The organism is Rhodococcus sp. 105337 (assembly GCF_012844225.1).
Taxonomy (GTDB): Bacteria; Actinomycetota; Actinomycetes; order Mycobacteriales; family Mycobacteriaceae; genus Rhodococcus.
Map to the genome: position 1 here is coordinate 482,213 of NZ_JABAGQ010000001.1, position 15,632 is coordinate 497,844.

General features: G+C 66.8%; 17 protein-coding genes. 9 read left to right on the forward strand and 8 right to left on the reverse strand.

Annotated features, from left to right (window positions below):
- Positions 1 to 26 precede the first annotated feature (26 nt).
- Complete coding sequence (locus HF886_RS02240; protein WP_169651427.1) at positions 27 to 932, forward strand: alpha/beta fold hydrolase; 906 nt, start codon at positions 27 to 29, stop codon at positions 930 to 932.
- Positions 933 to 962: 30 nt separating this feature from the next.
- Here the strand turns inward: HF886_RS02240 and HF886_RS02245 are convergent, their stop codons facing one another.
- Together HF886_RS02245 and HF886_RS02250 are read right to left on the reverse strand one after the other, a co-directional pair.
- Positions 963 to 1,511 (reverse strand): nuclear transport factor 2 family protein, encoded by a 549-nt coding sequence (locus tag HF886_RS02245; RefSeq protein WP_169651428.1) that lies wholly within the window; start codon positions 1,509 to 1,511, stop codon positions 963 to 965.
- 21 nt (positions 1,512 to 1,532) lie between these two features.
- On the reverse strand, positions 1,533 to 2,018 hold the full coding sequence (locus HF886_RS02250; RefSeq protein ID WP_169618948.1) for a nuclear transport factor 2 family protein: 486 nt from the start codon (positions 2,016 to 2,018) through the stop codon (positions 1,533 to 1,535).
- Between the two features lie 237 nt (positions 2,019 to 2,255).
- Here HF886_RS02250 and HF886_RS02255 point away from each other — a divergent pair, with 237 nt between their 5' ends.
- From HF886_RS02255 to HF886_RS02270, 4 genes are all read left to right on the forward strand, one after another.
- A complete protein-coding gene (locus HF886_RS02255) occupies positions 2,256 to 3,428 on the forward strand; it encodes an acyl-CoA dehydrogenase family protein (protein WP_169618946.1) in 1,173 nt (390 codons plus the stop codon).
- A gap of 30 nt (positions 3,429 to 3,458) precedes the next feature.
- Positions 3,459 to 4,370 carry a biphenyl-2,3-diol 1,2-dioxygenase gene (gene bphC / locus HF886_RS02260; RefSeq protein WP_169618944.1) on the forward strand — a complete coding sequence of 304 codons (912 nt, stop codon included), beginning with the start codon at positions 3,459 to 3,461 and terminating at the stop codon, positions 4,368 to 4,370.
- A 154-nt stretch (positions 4,371 to 4,524) separates the two neighbouring features.
- Positions 4,525 to 5,190: an IclR family transcriptional regulator gene (locus tag HF886_RS02265; RefSeq protein WP_169651429.1), complete on the forward strand. Its 666-nt coding sequence runs from the start codon at positions 4,525 to 4,527 to the stop codon at positions 5,188 to 5,190.
- A gap of 106 nt (positions 5,191 to 5,296) precedes the next feature.
- A complete protein-coding gene (locus tag HF886_RS02270) occupies positions 5,297 to 6,055 on the forward strand; it encodes an IclR family transcriptional regulator (RefSeq protein ID WP_169618940.1) in 759 nt (252 codons plus the stop codon).
- A gap of 20 nt (positions 6,056 to 6,075) precedes the next feature.
- On the opposite strand, the gene HF886_RS02275 is transcribed toward HF886_RS02270, so the two are convergent.
- The gene (locus tag HF886_RS02275) at positions 6,076 to 6,864 is read right to left on the reverse strand and encodes an SDR family oxidoreductase (protein WP_169618938.1); all 789 of its coding nucleotides are present in this window, start codon (positions 6,862 to 6,864) and stop codon (positions 6,076 to 6,078) included.
- A 110-nt stretch (positions 6,865 to 6,974) separates the two neighbouring features.
- Here HF886_RS02275 and HF886_RS02280 point away from each other — a divergent pair, with 110 nt between their 5' ends.
- Complete coding sequence (locus HF886_RS02280; protein WP_169618936.1) at positions 6,975 to 7,562, forward strand: TetR/AcrR family transcriptional regulator; 588 nt, start codon at positions 6,975 to 6,977, stop codon at positions 7,560 to 7,562.
- 35 nt (positions 7,563 to 7,597) lie between these two features.
- Here the strand turns inward: HF886_RS02280 and HF886_RS02285 are convergent, their stop codons facing one another.
- Together HF886_RS02285 and HF886_RS02290 are read right to left on the reverse strand one after the other, a co-directional pair.
- On the reverse strand, positions 7,598 to 8,734 hold the full coding sequence (locus HF886_RS02285) for a Rieske 2Fe-2S domain-containing protein (protein WP_169618934.1): 1,137 nt from the start codon (positions 8,732 to 8,734) through the stop codon (positions 7,598 to 7,600).
- A 55-nt stretch (positions 8,735 to 8,789) separates the two neighbouring features.
- Positions 8,790 to 9,068 (reverse strand): hypothetical protein, encoded by a 279-nt coding sequence (locus HF886_RS02290; RefSeq protein ID WP_169651430.1) that lies wholly within the window; start codon positions 9,066 to 9,068, stop codon positions 8,790 to 8,792.
- A gap of 174 nt (positions 9,069 to 9,242) precedes the next feature.
- Here HF886_RS02290 and HF886_RS02295 point away from each other — a divergent pair, with 174 nt between their 5' ends.
- A complete protein-coding gene (locus tag HF886_RS02295; protein WP_169618930.1) occupies positions 9,243 to 10,025 on the forward strand; it encodes an enoyl-CoA hydratase in 783 nt (260 codons plus the stop codon).
- On the opposite strand, the gene HF886_RS02300 is transcribed toward HF886_RS02295, so the two are convergent.
- Entirely contained in the window at positions 10,022 to 10,747 is a 726-nt protein-coding gene (locus tag HF886_RS02300) for a WYL domain-containing protein (RefSeq protein ID WP_169651431.1), read from the reverse strand. The genes HF886_RS02295 and HF886_RS02300 overlap by 4 nt on opposite strands.
- Before the next feature lie 73 nt (positions 10,748 to 10,820).
- Here HF886_RS02300 and HF886_RS02305 point away from each other — a divergent pair, with 73 nt between their 5' ends.
- Together HF886_RS02305 and HF886_RS02310 are read left to right on the forward strand one after the other, a co-directional pair.
- Positions 10,821 to 11,597, forward strand: coding sequence for an alpha/beta hydrolase (locus tag HF886_RS02305; protein WP_169651432.1), 777 nt, complete (start codon positions 10,821 to 10,823; stop codon positions 11,595 to 11,597).
- Positions 11,598 to 11,651: 54 nt separating this feature from the next.
- The gene (locus HF886_RS02310; protein WP_169651433.1) at positions 11,652 to 12,530 is read left to right on the forward strand and encodes an alpha/beta hydrolase; all 879 of its coding nucleotides are present in this window, start codon (positions 11,652 to 11,654) and stop codon (positions 12,528 to 12,530) included.
- 10 nt (positions 12,531 to 12,540) lie between these two features.
- On the opposite strand, the gene HF886_RS02315 is transcribed toward HF886_RS02310, so the two are convergent.
- Both HF886_RS02315 and HF886_RS02320 read right to left on the reverse strand, forming a co-directional pair.
- Positions 12,541 to 14,526 (reverse strand): APC family permease, encoded by a 1,986-nt coding sequence (locus tag HF886_RS02315; RefSeq protein WP_169651434.1) that lies wholly within the window; start codon positions 14,524 to 14,526, stop codon positions 12,541 to 12,543.
- Complete coding sequence (locus HF886_RS02320; RefSeq protein WP_169651435.1) at positions 14,513 to 15,580, reverse strand: potassium channel protein; 1,068 nt, start codon at positions 15,578 to 15,580, stop codon at positions 14,513 to 14,515. The genes HF886_RS02315 and HF886_RS02320 overlap by 14 nt, the downstream gene beginning before the upstream one ends.
- Positions 15,581 to 15,632 lie beyond the last annotated feature (52 nt).

The window sequence follows — 15,632 nt, forward strand, 5'->3', positions numbered from 1 at the left end:
ACCGGTAGCGAGCGATAAGGATGCCCATGACCGACCGGACCGAGCGCGCAGCAGTCGGCGACCTCGAATTGGCCTACGAGACGTTCGGCGACGCGGACGCCCCTCCCCTTGTACTCATCATGGGTCTCGCCACCCAGATGCTCGCGTGGGAGGACGAATTCTGCGGACTGCTGGCCGGGCACGGTTTCCACGTGATCCGCTTCGACAACCGCGACATCGGATTGTCGAGTCACCTCGACGAGGCCGGAGTTCCCGACCTGGGTGCGCTGCTGGGTGGACAGAGCACGCCCGCACCGCCGTACACGCTGGTGGACATGGCCGAGGACACGGCGGGGTTGCTCGACGCGCTCGGTGTCGAGTCCGCGCACATCGTCGGTGCGTCGATGGGGGGCATGATCGCCCAGCAACTCGCGATCGATCACCCCGGACGGGTGCGGAGCCTGACATCGATCATGTCCACTCCGTCGCGGGAGGTGGGACGGACGCGACCGGAGGCGACAGCGGCCCTGTTCCTTCCGCAGCCGACCGACCCGGACAGCGCCGCCGAACGGTCTCTTCAGGTGTACCGGGTGATCGGTTCGCCCGGATACCCACTCGACGAGTCGCGTGTCGCCGACGTCGGGCGGCGCTCGTTCCTCCGGGGTCACGACGCCGCCGGTGTGGCGCGCCAGTTCGCCGCGATCCTGGTCTCTCCCGACCGCACTCCGGGACTACGCGACCTGACGATCCCGACCTTGGTGATCCACGGCGAAGACGATCCGCTCGTCGAGGTGGACGGCGGAATCGCGACTGCCGACGCCGTTCCGGGAGCCCGCCTGGTGGTGGTTCCGGGCATGGGCCACAACCTGCCCCCGCAAGTGTGGCCACAGGTCACCGGCGAAATCGTCGGCCATGCACGGGCGGCAGAGAAGGGCTCCGCTGCTCGCGCGTGACGACGGTGCGCCGCGGGAATGCCGAAAGGCTCAGAGCGGCTTCAGGAACGAGAAGAATTCCGGCGTGTGCACCTGGCGGAGACGGGTGAGCTTGCGGTACGAGATCAGCCATACGCCATCGACTTTGGTGTAACGCTCGTGGTAGTGACCCCACCCGTGCAGCGATTCTTCGGTGCCGGCGTTGTCCCACCACAACCGGTCTTCCATCGCCCAGATACCGCGGGCGGTGGTGTCGGATTCCAGCACGATCTCGGGGCAGTGCCCGTGATGCGCGGAGGTCACCTTCACCGGGCCGTCGAGCAGGTTGCTGATGGCACGCGTCAGTGCCGTACGCCCCACCACACGGCCCGATTCACCGTCGGTGCTGGGGCGTTTGTCGCCGGGCAGGCCCTGCCACGTTTCGCTGACGACATCCTCGGTGTGCAAGGTGGGGTAGTACTCCCACTGCTTGTTGTCCATCACACGGAGCCGGGCGGCGAAGACCCGCTCGATCTCCCGGATGGCGAGAAGCTGCTCTGCGGCACCGAGGGTAACCCCTGCTGATTCCGAAGCGAGGTTTTGTGATTCGCTCTGCGACAAGATATATCCTCCGGTCGGGCGTCAGCGGGATGCTCGCGCGAGCAACTCGCGTGCTGCGGCGCTACCGTCGAGCAGCCGGGCGGTGCGGCGCGTGATCTTCCAGGTTCCGTCGATGCGCGCCAGTTCGAAGCGGTTGGCCGTGACGCGCCAGACGCGGAAGGAATCGGCATCGAGGTTGCGGCGCAGCAACAGTGAATGACAGGTCGCGACGGCCGTGTCGCCGTCGACCCGGATGTGGACGGGATCGAGAAGGTGGCCGCAGCCCTCGTTGATGTAGTCCTGGTGGGGACGGGTGCGGACCATCTCGGTAATCGCGTCGCGGCCCTCCATCACCCGGATGTCGATGTCGTAGACGGCATCTTCGGCCCACAATTCACCGACGGCGTCGGCGTCACCGGCGTCGACAGCGGGCCCGTACGCCGACAGCACCTCCTGGATCGCTGCCTTGTCCTCGAGTGCCTGGACACGCTCGAGCAGGGAAGCCACCAGAGCTGCGGTGTCGGTCATCTTGCTCCTTCGGACGGTGCGGGCACGGACGGCCGGTGCGTTGTCCTCGTTGTACCGCGACCCCGCAGGTCGCGCAGTTGCTGTCCCGTTCAACGGAAACATCGATGCGGGTGGGTGTGGTCCCTGCCACTGTTCGGGGTAGCGCATCGGCACACTGTGTGCGCCGGTCCCCACCCCTCATCGGGACACCACCCCACCGCTCGGCTTCCACAGCCGATACCCAGGAAGAGTCACGCCATGGGCCACGTTTTGGACAGAATCATGCAGCACGCGGACGAGATCCGCGCCGAAGGCGTCGAGGGCGACAAGCTCATGCGCCTGACCGACACGACCGCGAAGCACCTGCGCGAGTCCGGCATCATCCGCACGTTCCAGCCCAAGGAGTACGGCGGATTCGAAGGTCACCCCCGTGAGGCCGCCGAGACCGTGATGGCGCTCGGCGCGCTGGACGGCGCGACGGGCTGGGTCGCCGGCATCGTGGGTGTCCACCCGTGGGAGCTCGCATTCTTCGATCCGAAGGCCCAGGAGGAGATCTGGGGTGCCGACAACGACATGTGGATGGCGTCGCCGTATGCGCCCATGGGTGTCGCGGTGCCGGTCGACGGCGGTTACATCCTCAACGGGCGCTGGGCATTCTCGTCCGGCACGGATCACTGCGGATGGATCATGATCGGAGCGGCGGTCGGAGACAAGGACGGCAACCGCACCGACAAGGTCCTCCATGTCGTGCTTCCCCGCTCCGATTACGAGATCGACCAGGACAGCTGGAACGTCATCGGCCTGCGCGGCACGGGCTCGAAGGACCTGATCATCAAGGACGCCTTCATCCCCGAGCACCGCACCCTCGACGCGGAGATCGTGCTCAGCGGCAACGGCTGGCGTCACGCCGGGCGCGACGAGCCGCTGTACAAGTTCCCGTTCTCCTACATCTTCCCGCTCGGCATCACGTCGTCGCTCATCGGCATGACCGAAGGCGCGCTCGCCTGCTACATCGCGGCCCAGAAGGAGCGGGTCCAGGTCACCGGCGTCCCGATCAAGGAAGACCCCTACGTTCTCTTCGCGATCAGCGAGGCCGCATCCGAGATCTCCGCCTCGCGACTGGCTCTGCTCGAGACCGTCGACCGCTTCTGGGACAAGACCGACCGCGGTGAAGAGATCAGCTTCGAGGAGCGGGCAATCGGCCGGCGCACCCAGATCTCGGCGGCGTGGCGTGCAGTGCGTGCGATGGACGAGGTCTTCGCCCGCGCCGGCGGTGCGGCCGTCCACTTGAAGACGCCGATGCAGCGTTTCTGGCGCGACGCGCACGTCGGCTTGACCCACGCCATTCACGTGCCCGGCATGATCTACCACTCGGCCGCCCTCACCCAGCTCGGCGGCGAGCCGCAGGGCGCATACCGCGCAATGATCTGATCCACCTACTACTTTCGAGGAACAACTGACATGACAGAGTTACGGGGTCTCGGTTACCTCAGGATTCAGACACAGGACGTGCCGCGCTGGCGCGAACTGCTGCTCGACGGCCTCGGTATGGCCGAGGGTTCCGGTCCCGAGCAGGACGGGTTCTACGCACGCGTCGACGAGCGTCGCTCCCGCATCCAGGTGCTGCCCGGCGATTCGGACAAGGCACTGGCCGTGGGCTGGGAAGTACGCGACGAGTTCGCACTCGAGCGTGTGCGTGAAGCGGTCGAGAAGTCCGGCCGGACGGTGGAGGTGCTCTCCCACAAGGAGGCCACCTACATCGACGCGGAAGGTGCCATCGCGTTCGAGGATCCGTCCGGTACGCGCCTCGAGGTGTTCTTCGGCCCGGTTCTCGACCACAGCCCCGTGGTCACCCGATTCGCGGGACGCTGGGTCACCGGACGCCACGGCCTCGGTCACGTGGTGCTGCCCTCGGCGAACTTCGCCGAGACGTACGAGTTCTACACGCAGGTACTCGGATTCCTGCCGCGCGGTTCGATCCGGCTCGACGAGGACGGCCTCGTCCGCGTGCGCTTCCTCGGCATCAACGAGCGCCACCACAGCCTCGCGCTGTGCCCGGCGCCGCCGAACGAAGAGCCCGGGCTCGTGCACCTGATGACCGAGGTCGACACCCTCGACGCAGTGGGTCAGGCCCTCGATCGGGTCAACCGCATGGACTTCTCGATCTCCTCGACGCTGGGCCGCCACACCAACGACAAGATGATCTCGTTCTACGTCCGCGCACCGGGCGGATGGGATCTCGAGTTCGGTACCGAAGGCATGCTGGTCGACGAACGGTTCTACACGTCCGAGGAGATCACCGCCGACGCGTACTGGGGCCACGACCAAACCGGCTCCGAGCCGCTGAAGGCGTTCGCACCGCCCGCCGGATAGCGCGGGTCAACGTACCCCGCAAGCACACTCGCTCAGAAGCGCCGCGACATCCGTCGCGCCGCTTCTGTGCATCCGATCGCCTCCGCGTTACAGTCGTACCCATCCATTGATCAACCGATCAACACGCTCCGCATTCCGTTCCGAGGAGGGCGTTGTGCCCGACGTATCCGACAGTCCCCAGTCCGTCCTGGGACGAGTCACTCTTCTGCTCGAACCGTTCCGCACCGCCGAGGGCCTGACCCTCACCGAGTTGGCCCAGCGCACAGGGTTTCCGCGCTCGACGACCCACCGGATGCTGCTGCAACTGGTGAAGGCCGGCTGGATCAGCCGCACCGGCACCACGTACCGCCTCGGCCCCAAGATGATCGAACTCGGCGCCCAGGCCCGCGAACGCGATCGGATCTACAAAGCCGCTCTACCCGCGATGTACGACCTTCAGACCCAGACCGGCCTCGCGGTCCACTTGGCCGTCCTGGACGGCGACAGCCTGCTCTATCTGGAGAAGATCGGCGGGCGCTGGGCCACCGAAATACCGTCCCACGTCGGCCAACGTCGCCCGACGCACGAGACGGCGGCGGGCATCGCCCTGCTGCGCCACCGGGACGGCGCACCATCGGACCACATCCACTCCGAATGCTTCCTGTACTCCGAGGGCGTGGTTCGCGGCGGGAATCCGGTCCGCTGCGTGGCCGCGGCCTTCGATGCGGGCTGCGGGGAGATTGCCGCACTGTCGCTGGCCGGCCCTCAGGGGCGCATTCCCGAGGGTGCGAGCCGGTTGGTGCGTAGCGCCGCCGACGCGGTGTCGGCACTCCTGACCTGAAGAAACCTCTTCACGAGAACATGCTGCCCTGCTACTGTCTTCTTCGGTTGATTGATCGATCGATCAATACCGGTGGGCCGGCGTGCCCTATCGATATGGAGGTTTCGTGAGGAACTGTGACGGCTTCCCCGCGGCTGTCGTCGACCGCGTCGCCGGACTGCTCGATGCGTTCCAGACCAACAACAAACTCACCCTGTCCGAATTATCTTCTCGGACAGGGCTACCGAGGTCGTCGGCACATCGGCTCCTCACCCAGTTGATGGAGTTCGGCTGGGTTCGGCGAGAGGGCCACTCGTATGCTCTCGGCCGCACCGTCTTCGAATGGGGCGCACTCGCGCAGCACCACGACGGACTGCACCGCGCCGCACACCCGGTTCTCCACGAACTGCACGCCGTGACGGGACTGGTGGTCCACCTCGCAGTCCTCGACGGCAGCGAAGTGCGCTACCTGGACAAGGTAGGCCGGGAATCGGTACCCGTCCCGTCGCGCATCGGGGGACGTCAACCGGCTTTCCGGACTGCCTTGGGTAAGGCACTCATCGCGCACACCCGGTTCGACCCCGCCGGGACGTCCACCGCGGAGCAACTCGCTCCGCCGGTGGGTATCGACGCAGCACGGCTGCGCAACGAGATCGCGTGGATCCGGGAGCGGCATGTGGCCCACGAGCGCGGCGAATCGATTCCCGGAATCGCGTGCGTCGCAGCACCGATCGGCGACGGGCGCACCTACATAGGTGCCGTGTCCGTCACCGGTGCCGCCGACAAGGTGGACGCCGTCCACCTCACGACGCCGGTTCGAGTGGCTGCCCGCACGATCTGGCGCAGCCTCTCCCGGACCACCACCCCACAACGCCGCGTGGGGTGAATGCGAGGCACACCGCGCCGTTACCGCACCAGCGCTTGCCCTCCGTCGACAGGCAGCGAGTGACCGGTGATGTATCGCGCGGCGTCGCTGCACAGAAACACCACCGCCGGGCCGATGTCGGTTTCCGGGTCGCCGAGCCGGCCGAGGGGCACGGTGTCGAGGTACCCCGCGGCGGCGTCGGGATCAGCGCGGGCCCACTCTTCCATCGGCTGCGAATTCGCGAGCGGCAGAATCGCGTTGACGCGGATACCGTCGCCGGCCCATTCGCACGCCGCGGTGCGGGTCAGTACCCGGACGGCTTCTTTCGCCGCGGCGTATCCGCCGGTGCCCGAAGGGTTCCACCGGATTCCGGCCGCCGACCCGAGGTTGACGACGGCCCCGTGCCCGCGCAGGTAGGGGTGGCACGTGCGCATCATCCGCCACGTCGCCGTAGGACCCGACTCCATGCACTCCCGGTATGTCGCTTCGTCCAGGTCGAGCAGTGGCCCGGGCGCCGGGGTCTGGGCATTGTTGACCAGCACGGTGATTCCGCCGAAACGTTCGGCGACAGCCGGAACGAGCCGCGCGACCGCCTCGGCGTCGGTCACGTCGCACACGTAGGGCTGCGCCACACCGCCCCGGCGGGTGATGTCGTCGGCGACCGATTCGAGTGTTCGTGCCGTGCGCCCGACCACGGCGACCTGCGCACCGGCGGCAGCGAGTGCAAGGGCGATGCCGCGGCCGATGCCCTGCCCGGCACCCGTGACGAGAGCTGTTTCGCCGGCCAGAACCGTGTTCGGGACCGGTGCGACCGTCTGCGAGGTTGTCATACATACTCCTGGTGAGCGTGAGGGATGGGACCTCATTGATCGTTTGATCAATGAGGTCTGGCACAATGGCCTGCCGAGGTACGCCGGTGCCCGACGGCAGGAGGCTCGAAGTGGATCCACACGAACGCAAAAGGCAGATCCTCGACCGGTCGGCCGAGATCTTCTCCCGGAAAGGTGTCACGGCGACCACGATTCGCGAGATCGGCGACGCTGTCGGTGTGTACTCCGGGGCGCTCTACCACTACTTCCCGTCGAAGGAAGCGATCGTCACCGAACTCATCCGTGAGTATCTGGAAGACCTCACGGCGCGCTGCGCCGAGGTGACGGAGCGCAACCTGCCCCCCGTCGAACGACTCGAAGCACTCGCCGAGATCGCACTGGCGACCAGCGAGCAGTACCACGGGGCGACGTCCATCTGGCGACGCGAAGGCGAGTACATGCGCGAACGCGTCGTCGAAGCCGACATGGTCGAGACGGCCGACGCCATGCAAGTCGCGTGGCGCGAGGCGATCGCCGACGGCGTCGCCGACGGCACGTTCCGTTCGGATATCGACCCGGAAGTGTTCCGGGAACTGCTCTACGACGCCGTCTGGCACGCGTCGCGCTGGTTCCGGTCCGGTCCCGACGCGACGACAGCCGATCTGGCGCGCACCGTGATCTCGGTATTCGTCGACGGCCTGCGACGTCGACACAACTGAGCCGTCCCACCCGGCGGGTGGGACGGCTCCGGCTGTTACTCCCCTGTGGCGGAGAGGTTCTCCTCGACTTCCTTGTGCCACGACTCGAGGGCACGACTCGTGTCGACCTCGAACTCGAAGCGCTGGGTCATCTCGGGAGTGACCTCCTCGACATCGACGTAGAACTGGCTGTACCAGCGCCGCAACTGATACACCGGGCCGTCTTCTTCGGTCAGGAGCGGGTTCTCGATACGCGTCTTGTGCTTCCAGATCTCGATGTCCTGCTGGAACTGCTCTTCGAGACCGTCGGTGAACAGCGTCGCCATCTCCGACATCTGCTCGTCGGTCATACCGTCGATCTTCTTGACGATCGTGCCGAACTGCAGGACGAAGGAGTTCGACGTCACCGGGTAGTGGCAGTTGATGAGCTTGGACTCGATGGTCTTACCTTCGGACACGGTGTAGATCGTGTCCAGCATGAAGGACGGACCGTAGTAGAAGGCGTCCGAGATCGTCTGTGCCTCGGGAAGATCCATCTGGACGCCGGTCTTGATGTCGTCGCGCCCGTACGAACGCATGTGCTGGCCGGCGATGTGGCCGTCGAAGACGTTCTTGAAGTACTCGGGCATCTGGAAGTGCACGTAGAAGAAGTGCGCCATGTCGACCACGTTGTCGACGATCTCACGGCAGTGCGAGCCCTCCACGTGGATCGTCGTCCAGGTCCAGTCGGACCACTGCCCGTCCTCGTAGCCTTCGATCTCGGGGATCGCGAGTTCCGGCGTCGGCTCGGTGCCCTGCGGGCAGTTCCACACGAAGAGCACGCCGTTGCGCTCCATCGTCGTCCACTTCTTGGTGCGCGCCACCTTCGGGGTGCGGCGCGCGTAAGGCACTGCCTCGCAGCGGCCTTCACCGTTCCAGCGCCAGTCGTGGAACGGGCAGGCGATGGTGTCGCCCTTGATCTCGCCGCGCGCGAGATTGCCGCCCATGTGCCGGCAGTACGAGTCCAGCACGTGAAGTGTTCCGGAGGTGTCGGCGAAGACCACCAGGTCGGTGCCGAACACCTTGACCTGGTGCGGCTTTCCGTCGCGGAACGACTTGGCGAGGCCGATACAGTGCCATCCTCGCGCGAATCGGGTGGGGTTGGTGCCGGTGTCGATATTGCGGATCTCGATACGATCCTGCTGGACGGTCATTCTGGTCTCCAAGAGGTGTACGGGCGGAGCGAGCGGAATCTGACAGACACGGTGGTCACCGGGCTGCGGTGACGGTGTCCTCGGAAGCGAGGGGCCGGACGGACGGTTCGACCCTCGTGGTCGCGCGGAGCTTTCCCTCCGACACCGCCTCGTCGACCGTGCAATCCAATGCTGCACACCGCATGACGTATGCGGCGGGATCGAGATCACGAGCTGCCGCGATTTCGTGGCAGGCCGCGCGGGCGGAGTCGGTCCACTGGATGCTCGTATGAGCGGGGCTGTATTTCGCGACGTGTACGCGGGCCGCACAGGCGCGACAGTCGAGCGACTGCATCAAGGCGTTTCCCTTCCTCGGATACCGCGAGAGTAGGAAGGCAGCTGTGGCGGCGGCCACATCGATTCAGCCCAGTGGAACGCCACGCCGGGCAGGACGTCATCGGTGACGGGACGACCCGGCGATCGTTACGCTCCGCAGGCCAGCCGAACTCGTCTCCGCGAAGGAACGAACATGACCGAGCCGATCCTGCTCACCGCACAACACGGGTCCACCCGTGTGCTCACGTTCCACCGCCCGCAACAGCGCAACGCACTGAGCTCCGCCCTCATCGAGGTACTGCGCACGGAACTCGCGGCGGCGGACGCCGACGAGGCGACCGACGTCGTCGTCCTGACCGGCACCGACCCCGCGTTCTGTGCGGGACTGGATCTGCGCGAACTCGGCGGCTCCGGCGGCAACCTGGGCCGCCTGTCGGACGACGGCATCCCCGTCGGCCATCCGTGGCGACCACTGTCGAAACCCGTGATCGGCGCGATCAACGGTGCCGCCATCACCGGCGGGCTCGAGATGGCACTGGCGTGCGATTTCCTCATTGCCTCCGAACGCGCACGGTTCGCCGACACTCACGCGCGCGTCGGGGTGCTTCCCGGCTGGGGACTGACCTCCCGGCTTCCCGCCGCCGTGGGCGGCGCGTTCGCACGTCGCATGAGCCTCTCGGGAGACTTCGTCGACGCCGAGACAGCTCTGCGAGTCGGATTGGTGACCGAGGTGGTGGAGCACGACCGGCTTCTCGGCGCCGCTCTGGATCTGGCCGCGACCATCGCGGGCAACGACCGGGTGGGCGTGCGGACACTGCTCGCGTCGTACCGCCGAGCGGAGGAGCATGTCGCCTCTCCGGCACTGCAGGTGGAGAACGAGACGTCGCGGCAGTGGATGGAGAACTTCACGCCGGAACGTGTTGCCGAGCGCCGCGACGATGTCATCGGACGCGGGCGCGCCCAGAACGCTCCCTAGCTGTTCGCTCCGGAACCCTCGGTCGTCTCGCCTCGTCCGTTCACGGGCCTGGCTGTCGCTGGGGGAACGCCGATCTCGTCGAGGTGATGGCCGCTGCAGGCGATCCTGGTTGCAGCAGCGTGCTCGATACGGGACACCAGGAACCACCGCATGGCGCTGCGCAGCCTGCACCACCCGATCAGGTACCACTGGCCGTTCGTGGAGGCGAACATGACCGGCTCGACATCCCGGGTGGTCGTGTCGCCGTCACGCGCGGTGTAGCGGATACGCACCACCCGTTGCTCGGCCATCGCTTCCTCGAGCGCCGACTTGACCGCGCGAAGAGGAGGTGGAGGCGAGTTGACCCAGACGCGACCGGCCAGCGCATCGGCCTTCGTCCGGGTCTGCGGATCGAGTACGTCCATGATCTTCCGAACGCCCGCCGCGGCGAGATCGGCGTAGGGGGCATCGGGTGCGGCAGAGACTGCCGCGAGGAGCGCGACGGCCTGCACGGGGGTGAGGCTGACCGGGGGCAGGGTGCCTCGGGCGACCAGCCCGTAGCCGCCGCCGGGGCCCGGGCGCGACCAGATCGGCGCGCCGCTGTTCTCGAGTGCGGTGAGGTCTCTCTTGACCGTCCGCACGGATACGCCGAACTCCTGTGCCAGTCGGTCGGCAGTGCATCCACGCGGTCCGCTGCGTCGCAGCATCTCGGACAGAGCGTGGAGTCGCTCCGCCCTCTTCACGTCCTACCCCGGCAGAAAATCATGTCAAAAATGGTGACACACCGTTGTCCTGCCGGCGCGAGAGCATCGTGGTGTGACGAACAACGCGAGTAGCCCGACCATCATCCTGATCGCCGGCCATTGGCTGGGGTCCTGGGCATGGGACGAGGTGCTGGAACATCTGAACGCCGACGGCCTGCGATCCATCCCGATGACGCTTCCCGGCCTCGATGAGTGGGACGCCGACAGGGCGTCCAGGACGCTCGACGACCAGGCGGTCGCGATCGAACAGACCATGATCCGGGCTGGGGCTTCCGAGGCGCAGCCGGTGGTGATCGTGGCGCACAGCGGAGCCAACGCGCCGGTAAGCCTGGTGCTCGATCGGCATCCTGAGCTTGTCCGCCGAGTGGTGTGGGTCGACAGTGGGCCGGTCGCGTCCGGCAGTGTGTTCGCCCCGGATGTGCCCGCGGGTCCGGACGAATTTCCCCTGCCCCCCTTCGCCTCGCTCGGGGAGCAGGCCAGCCTCGAGGGCCTGACCGCCGAGGTTCTCGAACGCTTTCGGGCCAAGGCCGTTCCGGAACCCGGTCCGGTGTTACGCGGGCTGGTGACGCTCACCAACGATGCGCGTCGGGCGGTCCCGACCACTCTGGTGTGCTGTTCGATCCCGAGCGCGCAGGTAATGAAGTTGGCCGACGCGGGTCATCCCATGTTCGCCGAGGTGTCGAAGCTCGCCCACGTCGATGTCGTCGACCTTCCGACCGGGCATTGGCCCATGTGGAGCCGCCCCGGCGATCTCGCGCATATCCTCGCCGCAGCAGCGACTTCCCCGGCAGGCGACCACACAGCACAGCGGAACCGGACACGTCGATGAGTTTCCGGGCGGCACCGAGTCGACACGGGTACATCCGGATCGAAGGAGCCTCCCATGACCCAGCCCGACACCCGCACGCTCGATGTCCCCGGAGCATCGCTCGTCTACGACGTGCGACCCGCGTCCGGCGAGCAGCGGTTTCCCACCCTGATCCTCGCCGCATCGCCGATGGATGCCGGTGCGTTCGGCACCTTGGCCTCGTACTTCCCCGACCGGACGGTGGTGACCTACGACCCGCGCGGCACCGGGCGTGGCGTGCGCACCGACACCACCGTCGACTCGACGCCGCGGCTGCACGCCGACGATCTGGTTGCGCTGATCGACGCGCTGGGAACCGGACCGGTCGACCTGTTCGCGACCAGCGGTGGCGCAGTGAACGCGCTGGAACTGGTCTCGGGCAACCCCGAACTCGTGCGCACCCTCGTGGCACACGAACCCCCGATTGCGGGCATCCTCCCCGACCGCGACGGGCTGGTGGCGGCGTGCGCCGACATCCACGACACCTACCTGCGCAGCGGGATGGGGCCGGCGATGGCGAAGTTCATCACGCTGGTCGGGTGGAAAGGTGAACTGTCGGACGCCTACTTCGAGGCGCCCGCCCCTGATCCGTCCGCCTTCGGTCTCCCCACCGAGGACGACGGCACGCGTGACGACCCGCTGGTAGGTCAGAACATCCTCTCGTGCACGGGCTACGAACCGGATTTCGATGTTCTTTCCGCCGCGTCCACCCGGATCGTCCCCGCAGCCGGGCGCGAGTCCGCCGAGGAGATGGCAGGGCGGGGTGGGGCAGCCCTCGCGGCACGACTCGGAACGGAGGTGACGTGGTTCCCCGGAAACCACGGTGGGTTCCTCGGCGACGAGTACGGAAGGCCCGGTGAGCCCGAGGGGTTCGCCGCCGTGCTCAGAGAGGTACTGCAGCCTGCTCGGGTGTAGGCGCTTTGCGTCAGTTGCGGTCGTCGGACAGGCGGGACGACGACCGCAACTGCCACGGCACGCTGGTGACCATGACACCGGGCTGGAACAGCAACCGGCTCTTGAGCCGCAGCGCACTCTGGTTGTGCAGCAACTGTTCCCACCAATACCCCATGACGTATTCGGGAACGAAGACGGTGACCACTTCCCGCGGTGAATCGCCTCGGCGTCGCTTGACGTAATCGAGTACGGGCCGGGTGATCTCCCGGTACGGCGAGTCGATGACCTTCAGCGGCACATCGATGTCGCTCTCCTCCCAGGCGTGGACGAGCCGGCGGGTTTCCTCGTCGTCGACGTTGACGGTCACCGCTTCGAGCGTGTCCGGGTTCGTCGCGCGGGCGTAGGCGAGCGCGCGGAGGGTGGGCCGATGAAGTTGCGACACCAGCACGATCGAATGAGTTCGGCTGGGAAGCACGCCGTCCCACTGACCGCGCTCGAGTTCCACCGCGACCCGCGCGTAGTGGCGGTGGATCGCACGCATCACGAGGAACACGGCCACCATCGCGACGATGGCGATCCATGCGCCGGCCACGAACTTGGTGACCAGCACGATCACGAGCACGGTCGCGGTCATCGCGAGACCCACCGAGTTCACGATCCGGGAACGGTGCATGTGGCGTCGTTCCTGTGGATCGGTTTCGGTGGCCAGATGCCGGGTCCAGTGCTTGATCATGCCCATCTGACTGAGCGTGAACGAGACGAACACTCCGACGATGTAGAGCTGGACGAGCTTGGTGACCTCGGCGTCGAATGCCCACACCAAAGCTATGGCCGCGGCGGCGAGCAGGACGATGCCGTTACTGAACGCGAGCCGGTCCCCGCGGGTGCGCAGCTGACTCGGAAGGTGTCGGTCCTGCGCGAGCACCGACGCCAGCACGGGGAACCCGTTGAACGCGGTGTTGGCGGCGAGCACCAGAATCAGTGCCGTGACTCCGGTGACGAGGTAGAAACCGATCGGGAGCCCCGAGAACACCGTCTCGGCGATCTGGGCGACCATCGTCTTCTGCCGGTAGCCTTCCGGTGTTCCGGTGAGCTGGGTCGCGGGGTCCTCCGCGATCACCACACCCAGCCGCTCCGCGAGCACGATCATGCCCATGAACAACGTGATCGCGATCGCACCCAACATCAGCAATGTCGTCGCAGCGTTGCGGGACTTCGGTTTCCGGAACGCGGGGACCCCGTTGCTGATCGCCTCCACACCCGTCAGTGCCGCGCACCCGGACGAGAATGCCCGCGCGATCAGGAACACGAACGCAAGGCCTGCGAGGTGCGACTGCTCCGCATGCAATTCGAAGTTCGACGAGGGCGCGCGCAGGTCGGTGTGGAGGACGAAGATCCGGATCAGGCCCCACAGGACCATCGCGCCGAGACACACGATGAACGCGTAGGCAGGTATCGCGAACGCCACGCCGGCTTCCCGCAGTCCTCGCAGGTTGACGGCGGTGAGGATCACGATGGCAGCCGTCGCGAACAGCACCTTGTGATGGTCGATGAAGGGAACGGCCGAACCGATGTTCTGTGCGGCGGACGAGATCGAGACCGCAACGGTGAGCACGTAGTCGACGATCAGCGCGCTTCCCACCGTCAGGCCGGCCGTGACCCCGAGGTTCTTCGTGGCAACCTCGTAGTCGCCGCCCCCGGAGGGATAGGCGTGCACGTTCTGCCGGTAACTGGTGACCACCACGGCCATCACGACCGCGACCGCGATGCCGATCCACGACGAGAACGCGTAGGCAGACAACCCAGCGATGGACAGGACGAGAAAGATCTCTTCCGGCGCGTACGCGACCGAGGACAATGCGTCGGAGGCGAAGACCGGCAACGCAATCCGCTTGGGCAACAACGTGTGACCGAGGGCGTCGCTGCGCAGCGGCTGTCCCAGGAGTACCCGCTTGGCGGTGCCGGAGGGTGCGGCGTGGAGGTTCGCGACGCTCCGCGCGTGGTCAGCCGGAGACATGACGCAGATACAACAGGCGGTCGCCGCCGCGAAGGACGTCGACGTCGGCCGTGCCGACCCGCAGCAGCCGCCCGTCGCGTTCGATGCCGACGACGAGGTCGGTCAGGCTACGAGGTGACACTCCCGCTTCCTCGGGCGTGATGTTCCGTTCGGCCATGGCGAATCCCTCTTCGGGTGTGAGCAGGTCGTCGATCATCTCCACCACGTTGGGGGTGGTTCTGGCGACGCCGAGCAGCCGGCCGGCGGTTTCGGCCGAGACGACCACGGTGTCGGCGCCCGACTGCCGCAGGAGGTGGGTGTTCTCCACCTCGCGGGCCGCCACGACGATGCGCGCGGCGCCGGACAGTTGCCGGGCTGTGAGGGTGATCAGGACGGCGGTGTCGTCGCGGTCGGTCGCGATGACAACAGCCGACGCTCGCTGGACTCCCGCCAGGCGCAGCACATCCGAGCGACTCGCCGTGCCCTGGACCGTCACCAGGCCCTGTCGGCCGGCAGCATCGATCACAGAACGGGCAACGTCCACCACCACGATTTCCGACAACCCGATCCCGTCGCTGATCATCGCGTCGACGGCTGTGCGCCCCTTGGTGCCGTAACCGACCACGACGTAGTGGTTGCGCACGCGCCGCCGCCACCGCTGGATGCGATGGACCTGACGGGAGTTCTCCGTCAGGGCCGCCAGGGTGGTGCCGACCAGGATGATGAGGAAGAGGATGCGCAGTGGTGTGATCACCAGTGCGTTGAGTGCGCGCGCACCGGGGGTGACAGGCGAGATGTCGCCGTAGCCGGTGGTCGACAGCGACACACTGGCGTAGTAGATGCAGTCCATCAACGAGAGAGGATTGCCCTGGGTGTCCCGGAAACCGCTCCGCCCGATGTACACCACCACGACCGCCACCGTGAGCACCACGATCGCATAGGCGATCCGGCGCGCGATTTCCCACGTCGGGCTCACGAAGACGTGGGGTACGCGCACGGTACCGACCAATGTGAACGCCGGTCGCTCGGGTGTTCGTCCCGATCGGCTCGGCCGAGCACGCAGGCTTCCGGCCACTCCGGCTCCCGTCATGTCACTCGCGCGGGGATGCAGAATTGCAGAGTACGCC

Excerpts from the sequence above, each read along its gene's own strand:
- HF886_RS02240 (WP_169651427.1), top strand. The coding sequence starts at position 27 with ATGACCGACCGGACCGAGCGCGCAGCAGTCGGCGACCTCGAATTGGCC.
- HF886_RS02250 (WP_169618948.1), bottom strand. The coding sequence starts at position 2,018 with ATGACCGACACCGCAGCTCTGGTGGCTTCCCTGCTCGAGCGTGTCCAG.
- HF886_RS02255 (WP_169618946.1), top strand. The coding sequence starts at position 2,256 with ATGGGCCACGTTTTGGACAGAATCATGCAGCACGCGGACGAGATCCGC.
- bphC (WP_169618944.1), top strand. The coding sequence starts at position 3,459 with ATGACAGAGTTACGGGGTCTCGGTTACCTCAGGATTCAGACACAGGAC.
- HF886_RS02275 (WP_169618938.1), bottom strand. The coding sequence starts at position 6,864 with ATGACAACCTCGCAGACGGTCGCACCGGTCCCGAACACGGTTCTGGCC.
- HF886_RS02285 (WP_169618934.1), bottom strand. The coding sequence starts at position 8,734 with ATGACCGTCCAGCAGGATCGTATCGAGATCCGCAATATCGACACCGGC.
- HF886_RS02290 (WP_169651430.1), bottom strand. The coding sequence starts at position 9,068 with ATGCAGTCGCTCGACTGTCGCGCCTGTGCGGCCCGCGTACACGTCGCG.
- HF886_RS02295 (WP_169618930.1), top strand. The coding sequence starts at position 9,243 with ATGACCGAGCCGATCCTGCTCACCGCACAACACGGGTCCACCCGTGTG.
- HF886_RS02310 (WP_169651433.1), top strand. The coding sequence starts at position 11,652 with ATGACCCAGCCCGACACCCGCACGCTCGATGTCCCCGGAGCATCGCTC.
- HF886_RS02315 (WP_169651434.1), bottom strand. The coding sequence starts at position 14,526 with ATGTCTCCGGCTGACCACGCGCGGAGCGTCGCGAACCTCCACGCCGCA.